The sequence below is a fragment of the Shigella sonnei genome, assembly GCF_002950395.1.
In the GTDB taxonomy this organism is placed as follows: Bacteria; Pseudomonadota; Gammaproteobacteria; order Enterobacterales; family Enterobacteriaceae; genus ECMA0423.
Map to the genome: position 1 here is coordinate 2,350,145 of NZ_CP026802.1, position 13,488 is coordinate 2,363,632.

12 protein-coding genes are annotated in these 13,488 nt (G+C 48.5%); 7 read left to right on the forward strand and 5 right to left on the reverse strand.

Going from position 1 to position 13,488, the window contains the following annotated elements; translation table 11 throughout:
- Window positions 1–41: 41 nt before the first annotated feature.
- On the reverse strand, window positions 42–1,919 hold the full coding sequence (locus C1P89_RS12525; RefSeq protein WP_001276724.1) for a rhomboid family intramembrane serine protease: 1,878 nt from the start codon (window positions 1,917–1,919) through the stop codon (window positions 42–44).
- A 454-nt stretch (window positions 1,920–2,373) separates the two neighbouring features.
- On the opposite strand from C1P89_RS12525, the gene gltI reads away from it, so the two are divergent.
- From gltI to hscC, 6 genes are all read left to right on the forward strand, one after another.
- Window positions 2,374–3,282, forward strand: coding sequence for a glutamate/aspartate ABC transporter substrate-binding protein GltI (gene gltI / locus C1P89_RS12530; protein ID WP_005141229.1), 909 nt, complete (start codon window positions 2,374–2,376; stop codon window positions 3,280–3,282).
- Between the two features lie 169 nt (window positions 3,283–3,451).
- Window positions 3,452–4,192 (forward strand): glutamate/aspartate ABC transporter permease GltJ, encoded by a 741-nt coding sequence (gene gltJ, locus C1P89_RS12535; RefSeq protein ID WP_000020944.1) that lies wholly within the window; start codon window positions 3,452–3,454, stop codon window positions 4,190–4,192.
- A complete protein-coding gene (gene gltK / locus C1P89_RS12540) occupies window positions 4,192–4,866 on the forward strand; it encodes a glutamate/aspartate ABC transporter permease GltK (protein WP_000272824.1) in 675 nt (224 codons plus the stop codon). The genes gltJ and gltK overlap by 1 nt, the downstream gene beginning before the upstream one ends.
- On the forward strand, window positions 4,866–5,591 hold the full coding sequence (gltL, locus tag C1P89_RS12545; RefSeq protein ID WP_000631384.1) for a glutamate/aspartate ABC transporter ATP-binding protein GltL: 726 nt from the start codon (window positions 4,866–4,868) through the stop codon (window positions 5,589–5,591). Before gltK ends, gltL begins: the two co-directional genes overlap by 1 nt.
- Window positions 5,592–5,708: 117 nt before the next feature.
- Complete coding sequence (rihA, locus tag C1P89_RS12550) at window positions 5,709–6,644, forward strand: pyrimidine-specific ribonucleoside hydrolase RihA (RefSeq protein ID WP_001207522.1); 936 nt, start codon at window positions 5,709–5,711, stop codon at window positions 6,642–6,644.
- A gap of 91 nt (window positions 6,645–6,735) precedes the next feature.
- Window positions 6,736–8,406, forward strand: coding sequence for a molecular chaperone HscC (hscC, locus tag C1P89_RS12555; RefSeq protein WP_000367853.1), 1,671 nt, complete (start codon window positions 6,736–6,738; stop codon window positions 8,404–8,406).
- A gap of 59 nt (window positions 8,407–8,465) precedes the next feature.
- Here hscC and djlC read toward each other — a convergent pair whose 3' ends face one another.
- Both djlC and C1P89_RS12565 read right to left on the reverse strand, forming a co-directional pair.
- The gene (gene djlC / locus C1P89_RS12560) at window positions 8,466–9,917 is read right to left on the reverse strand and encodes a co-chaperone DjlC (protein ID WP_005141225.1); all 1,452 of its coding nucleotides are present in this window, start codon (window positions 9,915–9,917) and stop codon (window positions 8,466–8,468) included.
- Window positions 9,914–10,621, reverse strand: a complete 708-nt coding sequence (locus tag C1P89_RS12565) for a DUF1266 domain-containing protein (protein ID WP_001030939.1) — start codon at window positions 10,619–10,621, stop codon at window positions 9,914–9,916. The genes djlC and C1P89_RS12565 overlap by 4 nt, the downstream gene beginning before the upstream one ends.
- Before the next feature lie 101 nt (window positions 10,622–10,722).
- Here C1P89_RS12565 and C1P89_RS12570 point away from each other — a divergent pair, with 101 nt between their 5' ends.
- A complete protein-coding gene (locus C1P89_RS12570) occupies window positions 10,723–11,277 on the forward strand; it encodes a tetratricopeptide repeat protein (protein WP_001036500.1) in 555 nt (184 codons plus the stop codon).
- Window positions 11,278–11,286: 9 nt separating this feature from the next.
- Here the strand turns inward: C1P89_RS12570 and C1P89_RS12575 are convergent, their stop codons facing one another.
- Together C1P89_RS12575 and C1P89_RS12580 are read right to left on the reverse strand one after the other, a co-directional pair.
- On the reverse strand, window positions 11,287–12,714 hold the full coding sequence (locus C1P89_RS12575) for a J domain-containing protein (RefSeq protein ID WP_000786613.1): 1,428 nt from the start codon (window positions 12,712–12,714) through the stop codon (window positions 11,287–11,289).
- A complete protein-coding gene (locus C1P89_RS12580; protein WP_000367142.1) occupies window positions 12,711–13,418 on the reverse strand; it encodes a DUF1266 domain-containing protein in 708 nt (235 codons plus the stop codon). Before C1P89_RS12580 ends, C1P89_RS12575 begins: the two co-directional genes overlap by 4 nt.
- Window positions 13,419–13,488 lie beyond the last annotated feature (70 nt).

Genomic DNA, 13,488 nt, shown 5'->3' on the forward strand with positions numbered 1-13,488 from the left:
TCTCATTGAGCTTTGGGGCATGGTTATCATGCCCCTTTTTCTTACGGTTCAGGGATACAAGCCACATTGCCATATTGGGGATGACGAATAATTGCCTGCGGATCAAGCGAGCGCGTCCTGTCCATTTGGATCAACCCGTTCTTCGCCATGACAAATATTTTTCTACCATCCGCTGAAAAACGAAGGTGATTAACGTAGCTGGCAGGATAAACGCCAATAATCTGCCCGGCATTAATATTGAGCAGGATGACATAACCTTGCAGGCCATATGACACCAACGCTAAATATTGACCGTCCGGGCTAATACCCTCAACGGAATAAACGCTCCTGCTACACCATTGCGTCATAATGCTGGCTTGTTGATCCCCTACGCTTATACGTGAAATCCCCTGACTATCGGCAAAAATAACCTCGCCGTTTTCAGGTCGAAAACGCATCGCCGATATCGTTCCACGCGCATCACCTGCGGGAAAGTCTTCTTTCTGATGCGTGATGGTATTGATCCGCACGATGTTACCTCTGCCTGCTCCCGGAACCAGTAATGTTCTTTCATCCGGGGAAAGTGCCATAACCCAGGCGCCTGGTTTACCGCTCGTCCCCGTCCCGTCGTATTTCTCCAGCGGGATATCCGCCACATGCTGATAAGTCACCAGATCAATCGCTGACACACTATTACTGGTGCGATTCATCACCCAGGCTTTTGTGCCATCACGCGAGAGGATAAGGCTGTCAGGATGTGCACCGGTGGTAATCGACTGAATAATCTCCCCTGTCGCCACGTTAATGACCGATAACGCATTCGCTTCAAATGAAGTCGCATAAATCAACTTTTCATCCGGGCTTAATGCCAGCGATCTGACGCCCTGATCTTTACAGCCACCACAATGTTTGACTGACTTTTCTTTCGCTATGGGCGCTGTAAAGGTATGCAGGATTTTCTTTTGTCCGAGGTCGAAAACAACAATGCTGTTCGTGTTTTCAATTGCGGCATACAACATATTACCATCCCGACTGATCGCCATATCATGGATATCGGCAATCTCAGCGAGCAAATCACCACTGGCCTGTTCACGACTTACCGGAGCGGATAATGTTTCCCTGAGGGCGTTGCGTTCCTCCGCTAACTGCTGCTTTTTTTGCCGTCGCTCTTGTTCAATCTCCTGTGGATAAAACGCTTCACGCAGGCTTTGCCTGACCTGTAAAACTGACTCATCCATCTGCTGCTGCGCAAGCCAGATAGCCCCGGTCAGAAGAAGACTGCCCGCAACAATAATCCCGCCTTCCGTAACGAGTCGGTTTTGCCCAGATAAACGCGCGCTCAGCCAACCCAACGCGCCACCCGCAATCAGGCCGCCAATGTGGCAAGCGTTATCTATTCCTGTTTGCCGGGCACCGTACAACAGTGTCAGCGCCACCATACCCAACAGAGGAAATACTCGCCGCTGGTTTTTATGGTATGTGCCCGTACCTGAAGCAAACTGTGTTGCTATCGCTGCACCAGCTATTCCCAGAATCGCCCCGGATGCCCCAACGCTGATGACTATCTGCTCACTTTCGCGTAACGCATAACAGGCGCTGATGAGCCCACCAAAGACGCCGGAGAATAACCAGGTAATCAGGAGTCGCCATTTCCCCAGAATCTGTTCCGCCACGCCTCCCACGACCAGGAATGCAAACATATTCATCAGCAGATGAGAAACACTACTGTGCAGAAAGATACTGCTCAATAAGCGCCAGGGTTCACCCGACAAAGTAAGAGGCGCAACGTTTGCGCCGAGATGGATAAGTGCGGATTGATCGACCTCTTCATAACTCATCCATTGTGCGAGATAACAAAATATCCCAATACAGAGTGCAAAAAGGATAAGGGTTATTGCGGGTAATTGAACATTTAACGGCTTAACCGAAGATGCAGACATAAGGTGTTTCTTCCTTGAAAAGACAGGTAAAAAGCATTTTTCCCGTGTGCAGTTATCATCCCGGCAAACGTCCCATGCCGAAAAGATAATTCTGTCCGAAATATGACTTTTTCAGCCTAAAATTACAATCGTAATTAATTCGCCCCTAAGTATTTTTTGGCATGTAAGTTGCTTTATTTACTGTGTAAGCGATGAAATCAGCCGCGACGCAACCAGGTTGCACCACCACAAATCAGCGGTAGCACCAAAAAGGTGCGGTTTAAGAATTTTGCTTCGGAATGGTGCGGCGCATCTCGCAAAAACAAACAATAAAACAGCAATATCTTTACATTTAGCCAAACTAAATGTTACCTAACAGGCACAACACTGCACAATAAAGTTGCAGACGATAACAACACAAACACTCACAACGGGTATCCATGCGTTCTTAACGCAGAAGATAAAGGAGTTGGATATGCAATTACGTAAACCTGCCACAGCAATCCTCGCCCTGGCGCTTTCCGCAGGACTGGCACAGGCAGATGACGCCGCCCCGGCAGCAGGCAGTACGCTGGACAAAATCGCCAAAAACGGTGTGATTGTCGTCGGTCACCGTGAATCTTCAGTACCTTTCTCTTATTACGACAATCAGCAAAAAGTGGTGGGTTACTCGCAGGATTACTCCAACGCCATTGTTGAAGCAGTGAAAAAGAAACTCAACAAACCGGACTTGCAGGTAAAACTGATTCCGATTACCTCACAAAACCGTATTCCACTGCTGCAAAACGGCACTTTCGATTTTGAATGTGGTTCTACCACCAACAACGTCGAACGCCAAAAACAGGCGGCTTTCTCTGATACTATTTTCGTGGTCGGTACGCGCCTGCTGACCAAAAAGGGCGGCGATATCAAAGATTTTGCCGACCTGAAAGACAAAGCCGTAGTCGTCACTTCCGGCACTACCTCTGAAGTTTTGCTCAACAAACTGAATGAAGAGCAAAAAATGAATATGCGCATCATCAGCGCCAAAGATCACAGTGACTCTTTCCGCACCCTGGAAAGCGGTCGTGCCGTTGCCTTTATGATGGATGATGCCCTGCTGGCCGGTGAACGTGCGAAAGCGAAGAAACCAGACAACTGGGAAATCGTCGGCAAGCCGCAGTCTCAGGAAGCCTACGGTTGCATGTTGCGTAAAGACGATCCGCAGTTCAAAAAGCTGATGGATGACACCACCGCGCAGGTGCAGACCTCCGGTGAAGCGGAAAAATGGTTTGATAAATGGTTCAAAAATCCCATTCCGCCGAAAAACCTGAACATGAATTTCGAACTGTCAGACGAAATGAAAGCACTGTTCAAAGAACCGAATGACAAGGCACTGAACTAATTACAAGAACCAGGGGCGGAAATTCCAGCCCTCTCGATTGTTACGTAGCACGGACAGACTATACGCCTGATGGTCGTTCCCCATCGGGCCTGAAAACCGCAATACGCTGGGTAACAATCTTCGAGGGTAGCAGTTAACGCTGCTACCCTCTTTTTTCTGGAGTAGATTTATGTCTATAGACTGGAACTGGGGTATTTTTTTACAACAAGCCCCGTTCGGCAACACCACCTATCTTGGTTGGATCTGGAGTGGTTTTCAGGTGACGATCGCTTTGTCGATCTGCGCCTGGATTATCGCTTTCCTCGTCGGTTCATTTTTCGGCATTTTACGTACCGTTCCAAACCGTTTTCTCTCCGGTCTGGGTACGTTGTATGTCGAACTGTTCCGCAACGTGCCGTTGATTGTGCAATTCTTTACCTGGTATCTGGTGATCCCGGAGCTGTTGCCGGAGAAAATCGGCATGTGGTTTAAGGCCGAGCTGGATCCCAATATTCAGTTTTTCCTTTCATCCATGCTCTGCCTGGGGCTGTTTACCGCCGCCCGTGTTTGCGAACAGGTACGCGCCGCCATTCAGTCGTTGCCGCGTGGGCAAAAAAATGCCGCGCTGGCGATGGGCCTGACGCTACCGCAGGCTTATCGATACGTACTGCTGCCTAATGCTTATCGCGTTATCGTCCCGCCGATGACTTCCGAGATGATGAACCTGGTGAAAAACTCCGCCATCGCCTCGACTATTGGTCTGGTGGATATGGCGGCGCAGGCGGGTAAATTGCTTGATTACTCAGCCCACGCCTGGGAGTCGTTTACCGCTATTACGCTGGCGTATGTGTTGATTAACGCGGTTATCATGCTGGTAATGACGCTGGTTGAACGTAAAGTTCGCCTGCCTGGCAACATGGGGGGCAAATAATGTACGAGTTTGACTGGAGTTCCATTGTCCCTTCCCTGCCATATCTGCTCGACGGGCTGGTGATCACGCTGAAAATCACCGTCACGGCAGTCGTGATTGGTATTTTGTGGGGCACCATGCTGGCGGTGATGCGCTTGTCCAGCTTTGCGCCCGTAGCGTGGTTTGCCAAAGCCTACGTTAACGTATTCCGCTCGATTCCTTTAGTTATGGTTTTGCTGTGGTTTTACCTGATCGTGCCAGGTTTTCTGCAAAACGTGCTGGGATTATCACCAAAAAATGATATCCGTTTAATTTCGGCGATGGTGGCGTTTTCGATGTTTGAAGCGGCCTACTATTCAGAGATTATCCGTGCTGGTATTCAAAGTATTTCTCGTGGTCAGTCGAGCGCCGCGCTGGCGTTGGGAATGACTCACTGGCAGTCGATGAAACTGATTATTCTGCCGCAGGCGTTCCGCGCGATGGTGCCGCTTCTGCTCACTCAGGGCATCGTACTGTTCCAGGATACCTCACTGGTGTATGTGTTATCTCTGGCCGATTTCTTCCGTACCGCCTCAACCATTGGTGAGCGTGATGGTACGCAGGTTGAGATGATCCTGTTTGCCGGATTTGTTTATTTCGTTATTAGTCTTAGCGCGTCGTTGTTGGTCAGCTACTTGAAAAGAAGGACAGCATAATGATTACCCTGAAAAATGTTTCAAAATGGTATGGTCACTTTCAGGTGCTGACCGACTGCTCAACCGAAGTGAAAAAAGGCGAAGTGGTGGTGGTTTGCGGCCCGTCTGGTTCCGGCAAATCAACGCTGATTAAAACCGTCAACGGCCTCGAACCAGTGCAGCAAGGTGAAATCACCGTCGATGGTATCGTGGTTAATGACAAGAAAACCGATCTGGCAAAGCTGCGTTCCCGCGTCGGGATGGTATTCCAGCATTTCGAGCTGTTCCCTCATCTGTCGATTATCGAAAACCTGACCCTGGCGCAGGTGAAAGTGCTTAAACGCGATAAAGCGCCCGCTCGTGAAAAAGCATTGAAATTGCTGGAGCGCGTGGGACTTTCCGCACATGCCAATAAATTTCCGGCGCAGCTTTCCGGCGGTCAGCAGCAGCGTGTGGCAATCGCTCGCGCATTGTGTATGGATCCTATTGCGATGCTGTTCGACGAACCGACATCGGCGCTGGATCCGGAGATGATCAACGAAGTGCTGGACGTGATGGTGGAACTGGCGAACGAAGGAATGACCATGATGGTGGTGACCCACGAAATGGGCTTTGCCCGCAAAGTGGCGAATCGGGTGATCTTTATGGACGAGGGTAAAATTGTCGAAGACTCGCCGAAAGACGCTTTCTTCGATGATCCGAAATCGGACCGCGCGAAAGACTTCCTCGCGAAAATCCTGCATTAATCACTCTGGCGCGCATACCCAAGTGCGCGCCATCTCACGCTTTATCGTTTCGCCCCTCGTATCTGTTACATCCTGGCGTTACCCTTGTCGCAAAGAAGCACACAACAAGGAGCAACAATGGCACTGCCAATTCTGTTAGATTGCGACCCAGGTCATGACGACGCTATCGCAATAGTTCTCGCCCTCGCCTCACCAGAGCTTGATGTCAAAGCAATTACGTCTTCCGCCGGAAACCAGACACCAGAAAAAACCTTACGCAATGTTCTGCGTATGCTGACCTTGCTTAATCGCACCGATATTCCGGTAGCAGGCGGCGCGGTAAAACCGTTAATGCGTGAGTTGATTATCGCGGACAATGTGCACGGCGAAAGCGGTCTGGATGGCCCGGCATTACCGGAACCGACGTTCGCACCGCAAAACTGTACGGCGGTAGAGCTGATGGCGAAAACGCTGCGCGAAAGTGCGGAACCTGTCACGATTGTGTCTACCGGACCGCAAACTAACGTTGCCTTGCTGCTCAATAGCCATCCGGAACTGCATAGCAAAATTGCCCGTATCGTGATTATGGGCGGCGCAATGGGGCTTGGTAACTGGACGCCTGCGGCTGAATTTAATATTTACGTTGACCCGGAAGCGGCAGAAATTGTCTTCCAGTCAGGGATCCCAGTGGTGATGGCCGGTCTGGATGTTACTCACAAAGCACAAATCCACGTTGAAGACACCGAGCGTTTCCGCGCGATTGGCAACCCTGTTTCAACCATTGTTGCCGAACTGCTGGATTTCTTCCTCGAATATCATAAAGACGAAAAATGGGGCTTTGTCGGTGCACCGCTGCATGACCCATGCACCATCGCCTGGCTGTTGAAACCCGAGTTGTTTACCACTGTTGAGCGCTGGGTTGGCGTGGAAACACAGGGGAAATATAGCCAGGGTATGACGGTTGTTGATTATTATTATCTGACTGGCAATAAACCGAATGCCACTGTAATGGTCGATGTTGATCGTCAGGGCTTTGTTGATTTACTGGCTGATCGTCTGAAATTTTACGCTTAACACACGTCATTGATTAAGATCACCACGCGTTACCTGGGTGGTCTTAATCTGTTTATCTGTTTATCTCTTTTTCTTTCAAGATATAAATGCAATGGATAATGCAGAACTCGCCATTGGTATCGATCTCGGCACTACCAATAGTTTAATTGCCGTCTGGAAAGACGGTGCCGCGCAATTAATTCCAAATAAGTTCGGTGAATATTTAACACCATCCATAATTAGCATGGATGAAAATAATCATATTTTAGTCGGAAAACCGGCTGTATCACGGCGTACTTCGCATCCGGATAAAACGGCAGCGTTATTTAAACGTGCAATGGGCAGTAATACCAACTGGCGGTTAGGCAGCGACACATTTAACGCGCCAGAACTGTCCTCTTTGGTATTACGCTCATTAAAAGAAGATGCCGAAGAATTTCTGCAACGTCCGATTAAAGATGTGGTGATCTCCGTTCCGGCTTATTTCAGCGATGAACAACGCAAGCATACCCGTTTAGCAGCGGAGTTAGCCGGGTTAAATGCGGTACGCTTAATTAATGAACCCACAGCAGCTGCGATGGCATATGGCCTGCATACGCAACAAAATACCCGCTCGCTGGTTTTTGATCTCGGTGGCGGCACGTTTGACGTCACGGTGCTCGAATACGCCACGCCGGTGATTGAAGTTCACGCCTCCGCTGGCGATAACTTCCTCGGTGGCGAAGATTTTACCCATATGTTGGTCGATGACGTTTTAAAGCGCGCGGATGTCGCCAGGACCACGCTTAACGAGAGTGAACTGGCAGCCTTGTACGCCTGTGTGGAAGCGGCAAAATGTAGCAATCAATCGCCATTGCACATTCGCTGGCAGTACCAGGATGAAACGCGGGAGTGCGAATTTTACGAGAACGAACTGGAAGATTTGTGGTTGCCGCTGCTCAATCGCTTGCGAGTGCCGATTGAACAGGCGTTGCGCGATGCACGTCTGAAGCCGAGTCAAATCGACAGTCTGGTGCTGGTTGGCGGCGCGTCACAAATGCCGCTGGTGCAGCGAATCGCCGTGCGTCTGTTTGGCAAATTACCGTATCAAAGTTACGACCCGAGCACCATTGTCGCGCTGGGCGCAGCAATCCAGGCCGCCTGCCGCTTACGCAGTGAAGATATTGAAGAGGTGATCCTCACTGATATTTGCCCTTACTCGTTGGGCGTTGAAGTTAACCGCCAGGGCGTTTCCGGCATTTTCTCTCCAATTATTGAACGAAACACCACAGTACCCGTGTCGCGTGTAGAAACTTACTCGACCATGCACCCGGAACAGGATTCTATTACGGTTAACGTCTATCAGGGAGAAAACCACAAAGTTAAAAATAACATTCTGGTTGAATCCTTCGATGTGCCGTTGAAGAAAACCGGGGCTTATCAGTCGATTGATATTCGCTTTAGTTATGATATCAACGGCTTGCTTGAAGTTGACGTGCTTCTGGAAGATGGCAGCGTTAAGTCCAGAGTCATTAATCATAGCCCGGTAACATTGAGCGCGCAGCAGATTGAAGAGAGTCGGACGCGGTTATCCGCATTGAAAATTTATCCGCGCGATATGCTAATCAACCGCACCTTTAAGGCCAAACTGGAAGAGTTGTGGGCGCGGGCGCTGGGTGACGAGCGAGAAGAGATTGGCCGGGTGATCACCGATTTTGATGCGGCGTTGCAGTCAAACGATATGGCCCGCGTCGATGAAGTTCGTCGACGGGCGAGCGATTATTTGGCTATTGAGATCCCTTAAACACGGCTGCCGGATGCGGCATAAACGCTGCATCCGGCATCGGCGCAAAAAACACATCCTCAGCTAAACAACATCGCGATTTTTCCGAGCGCATAACCTATCATCAGCACCGTTAAGCTGATTTTGATAATACTGGTAATGCTCTGTGGTTTTTCATCCTCATCATTTTTTTCTTCATGGTTTTCAGGTGTTGGCTCATCGACATCTTCATCCTCCGGCTCGAGTTTCACTTTCGTCAACAGCATCTGGGTGATAATGGCCTCTAATGGATGAGCATCTCCACCTTCCAGCCTTGTATTAAGACGGGCCAGCATCTCTTGTTTCGGGAACGCTTCCAGCACAACCTGTTCCGCTACCCGATACAAATCCAGTAACGGTGAATCTTGCTCTGTCTCGCTACCGACTCTCGATTTCCACCACGCCCATGCTTTGCGCTTGAAGAATAACGACTCAATAAACGATTGACCTAACGGCGATAATTTTCCGCTATGTAAAATCTCCGCCCATAACAGCCGCGTCCGGGCGCTCTCACCAGGAACATATTTCAACGGTTTACCTTGCGCATCTACCATGCTTCGCGCTTCGATAACCATCACTAATAACGCGAAATAATCCGGGCAATGACGCTTGCTCCACTGCAACAACAAATTATCAGCTTGTGTAGATGGGTAACTTTCCCAGTACGCGCAGAGATCGGCAAGCAGGCTTTCCCCCTCGCCGCAGTACAAACGTTGTGCACACTGGTAATACCGGGCATCTTCGCTTTCTGGTTCTTCCGCTTGCCACTGTTTGGCTACAGGAATGAGTTCCGCCATACCTGTTTGCACCGAGCTGTACCAGCGCAACAGTTTGCGATGTAACTTTGCATCATCAGGAATGAACCACGGTCCTTCCATCGCCAAAAACGCAGTGACATAGTCAGGATGGTAACGGCAGCAACGTTCCAGCGCGAAGTAATATTCAACAGTCTGGTTCTGTAACGCGACGGGATATTCCAGAAGGCTAAGGAAATCGAAACAATCACCAGCCTGAATGGCCTCAAGAAAAGCCTCCCTTTCTTCCTCATCCATTCCTTCGCTGTCATTAAACGAATGCCAGTTCAAACGCTCTGCCAACAAAGAAGCACAATTTAATGAAAGATATCGCGCTTCTATAGCGATTGCACACAGCGGCCAGCGTAATTGATCGACATCCTCCATGTTCCAGGTATTTAATTGCTGAATAAATTTCTGCCAGGCGGAGGGCTGAAAACGATCACTTTCTGAATCCAGTAATGTCCTGAATGCACGTAGTATTTCATGTTCAGCGGTGGCATCTTTTTCTTCATCATCTGCTTCCTCGACAGGATTTACCGCCAGTCGCAGCGCCTCTTCATAGGCCTGGCGTAATGCTTTAAACCCCTGCGGATCGGTTTCGGGATGACACAACGGTAAGCGAGCAAGATAAGCCTGGCGGATAATGTCTATTTGCGTCGTGCTTTCAATTTCGAGGATTTGCCAACATGTTTTCATAGGTCGCTCACATCCTTAAGCGTTACCGGGCATTCAGGCTGGACAGTTAATGGTTGCCAGGGAAGCGTGGCATAGAAACGGTCGCTTCCCGCTGCCAGCTCTTCGAACATCCGACTCCCGGCGCTATCGTATTTGTACAGGGTTAGCGCCTCGCGTAGCGAAGCGTTGTCTTCGCACTGAGAAGATTGCCAGTAGAGACGCCCTAGTGAATAGGCAGAAAAATAGTGCATCCAGCTGTGATAGTAATGGTGAGCTCGTGCATAGACGCGCGATTGCAGCCATAAACTCTCTTCTTCCGTCAGCCAGTTGTTGAGCACACCGACCCGTGACAGAAACCCCATTCGAACATAATCCCAGGCTTTGATTCCCCCTTCTCCACAGCACATAGCGGTTTGGGCAACGAATTGGGTATAAATCAACCCTCTCTCCGAGCCACCAGCAATTAATGCTTTCCACTCTTCAGGGGAAGAGCGTTGCCATGTCAGATATAAGCCAGCTAAATCATTGGCATGACCATCATCAGTCATCTGATAAATAGTCTGAATTAAATCATCACGATTATTTATTCCCCAGGATGATGAGAGATCGAATTCTTTTATCCCAGTATACATTTTTGGCGAGTCATGCGCGGGTTTGCAACTCTGATTAAGTATTTCCATGGGCGCAGAAAGCGCAAAAAGAAGATATTGTTCTTCCTTATTCATTTTTTAATAATCCCTTAAGTGCATTAACTGACTACTTTTTTATTATTGATGAGTATAAACTTGACGCTTTCAAAATAAAAAGAAAATCGAAGCATTCACACATGAATAAAAAATCAATGTATATATTCGCAATTTTTATAGTTGCAGCAATTACCTGTATTAGCCAACCCAAGAAAACGACGTTGCGTGATAAAGCCATGGTGAATTATGCCTTTGATTATTTAAGATCACCAGGCAGTCTACCGTTAACCACGGCAGCCACGGAGCTTTCCGCGATTCATGGTCACTCAACATCGCAATATCGCCTTGGCGAATTTTATCTTCATGGTAGCGACGGTAAACCACTGGATTATACACAGGCGAGATACTGGTATGAGCAATCAGCAGAACAGGAAAATCCGCGCGCACAAAGCAAACTGGGGTGGATCTACCTGAAAGGCCTGGGAGTCAAACCCGATACCCGTAAAGCAATTCTCTGGTATAAGGAAGCAGCTGAACAAGGGTATGCTCATGCTCAATATACTTTGGGTTTGATCTACAGAAATGGCACTGGTATTAATGTTAACCATTATGAATCTCAAAAATGGTTAAAACTGGCCGCCAAACAACATTACAAAAATGCGGAAAGATTACTTGCCGGACTTCCCGCACATTAACGTCGACTGTCACCCGAAGAGATGGAGTATTTTTCCTATCAAACCGGCAAAGATAAAAATGTAGAAAATAATTTTGATGACGCCCAGACAGCCCAGCCCGCCATCGTCAACGGGCATTGGCTGCGGTTGCGGCTCCGGCTCGACGGTTTCCTGACCGGTAAAATTCGCCGCCTGAATTAATAATCGACGAATAATTAATGCTTCCAGTGGACAACGATCTTCTGCATCAAGGCGGCTCACAATCGGCATTAATGATTCTTCTGTCGGTTGGCTGGCCTGCACTAATTGTTTGGCAACTAAATATAATGGCCATAAGGGATGTTCTGTATCACGCGTGAGTGAGATCCGCGGCTTACGTCCTTTGTGCAAAACCATCTCGACCAGTGAACGCCCCAGCGCAGAGAGTTTTTCATCGCTGAGTATTTCGTATAAATGAAAACGCGTACGGGCGCTGTCGCCGGGGACATAAAGTAGCTGTTTACCCTGATCGTTAACCAGTTCACGAGCTTCAATCATCATCACCACTAACGGGTAATAATCGACCCGATGCTGACGGCACCATTGCAATATTAAAGCATCCGCCTGGGTGGAGGGATACTCGCGCCAGTAGTCACAAAGTTCTGCCAGCAAGCTTTCGCCTTCTCCACAATAGACGCGTTGCGCGTATTCATAATAACGCGCATCTTCATTATCAGGTTCAGCTTCCCGCCACGACCGGGCGTAATCCAGAAGTTCGGGGATATCCAGGCGACCTGCGCTATACCAGCGGAGTAAATTTCTGTGCAGTTTTGCATCATCGGGGATGATCACTGCGCGATGTTGCGCTAAATACAATGTCAGCCATTCTGGATGCGATGACCAAATCCGAGCGAACATTTGGTAAAAATCGATGGTGTCATTTTGCACGGCAACGGGCAGATGCAGAATGGTCTGGAAGTTAAAAACATTCCCCTTCGCAATGGCATATAAAAAGGATTCCAGTTCTTCTTCGTCTATTTCCCCGACGTTTTCCTCCTGCAACCACCGCAATCTTTCTGCTAATAACACCACGCACTCGAAGGATAAATGGGCAGTGTTCATGGCGATTGTGCACAGCGACCAGCGTAATTCATCAATCTCTTCCATCGAGCAATAATTTAATTGCTGAATGAATCGCTGCCAGGCGGAGGGCAGAAAACGTTCGCTATCAGAGGCAAGTAACGCGCGAAAGGCGAGCAGAATTTCATGTTCTGCTACCTCATATTCTTCTGGTTGCCAAACAGATTTAGCAGGCGACTGCGCAATCCGGAGCGCCTCCTCATACGCCTGACGAAGTTGTTTAAAACCCTGCGGATCGGTTTCTGGATGAAAGGACGGTAACAGCGCCAGATAAGCGCGGCGGATAATATCGACGTCAGTCGTTTCCTCTATTTCGAGGATCTTCCAGCAATTTTTCATAGGTCGCTCATATCCTTAAGCGTTTCCGGGCATGTGGGGTAGTCAGCCAGTGGTTGCCAGGACAAGGCAGGGTAATACGCATCATCACTGGCAAATAATTGATAAAACATATCATTGCCGGAATCGTCGTATTCTTTACGAGCTAAGAATTCGCGTAATAAAGGCAGATGATCATCTTCGGGAGACTGCCAATATTGCCGACCAAAGGTATAACCGGCAAAGTATTGCCGCCAGTTACTATAATAACGTAGAGCCCGTAGATGAATACGCGACTGGATCCATAGACTTTCTTCTTCACTCAACCAGTTATTAAGTACGCCCATTCGACTTAAAAAACCCATCCGGACATAATCCCATGCTTTAATTCCTCCCTCACCACAGCATTCGGCTGTGCTGGCGACAAATTGCGCATAAGCCTGACCTTGCTCATTTAGTTCAGCAAGATAGTCACGCCATTCACATGGCGAATAACGAAACCAGCGGTGATAAAACCCTGCCAACCGAGCGGCATGACCGTTATCGATCATTCGGTGAATTGTGCGCAGCAGGTCATCACGGTCATCAATTCCCCATGAGGAAGAAAGGTCAAAAAAGCATGTACCTAAATACATTTTGGGGGATGAATGCGAAGGTAAACAGCATTCATTGCGTATTTCCATCGGAGTGGAAAGTGCAAACAATATTTTTTGCGACCCCATGTCCATATAATTTATCCTTAAACATTCATTTAATGAATGTAAACTACATTTCGAGACTCAGTTATTTATACTTTTC

Excerpts from the sequence above, each read along its gene's own strand:
- gltI (WP_005141229.1), top strand. The coding sequence starts at position 2,374 with ATGCAATTACGTAAACCTGCCACAGCAATCCTCGCCCTGGCGCTTTCC.
- djlC (WP_005141225.1), bottom strand. The coding sequence starts at position 9,917 with ATGAAAACATGTTGGCAAATCCTCGAAATTGAAAGCACGACGCAAATA.
- gltL (WP_000631384.1), top strand. The coding sequence starts at position 4,866 with ATGATTACCCTGAAAAATGTTTCAAAATGGTATGGTCACTTTCAGGTG.
- C1P89_RS12565 (WP_001030939.1), bottom strand. The coding sequence starts at position 10,621 with ATGAATAAGGAAGAACAATATCTTCTTTTTGCGCTTTCTGCGCCCATG.
- C1P89_RS12525 (WP_001276724.1), bottom strand. The coding sequence starts at position 1,919 with ATGTCTGCATCTTCGGTTAAGCCGTTAAATGTTCAATTACCCGCAATA.
- gltK (WP_000272824.1), top strand. The coding sequence starts at position 4,192 with ATGTACGAGTTTGACTGGAGTTCCATTGTCCCTTCCCTGCCATATCTG.
- gltJ (WP_000020944.1), top strand. The coding sequence starts at position 3,452 with ATGTCTATAGACTGGAACTGGGGTATTTTTTTACAACAAGCCCCGTTC.
- rihA (WP_001207522.1), top strand. The coding sequence starts at position 5,709 with ATGGCACTGCCAATTCTGTTAGATTGCGACCCAGGTCATGACGACGCT.
- C1P89_RS12570 (WP_001036500.1), top strand. The coding sequence starts at position 10,723 with ATGAATAAAAAATCAATGTATATATTCGCAATTTTTATAGTTGCAGCA.
- C1P89_RS12575 (WP_000786613.1), bottom strand. The coding sequence starts at position 12,714 with ATGAAAAATTGCTGGAAGATCCTCGAAATAGAGGAAACGACTGACGTC.
- hscC (WP_000367853.1), top strand. The coding sequence starts at position 6,736 with ATGGATAATGCAGAACTCGCCATTGGTATCGATCTCGGCACTACCAAT.
- C1P89_RS12580 (WP_000367142.1), bottom strand. The coding sequence starts at position 13,418 with ATGGACATGGGGTCGCAAAAAATATTGTTTGCACTTTCCACTCCGATG.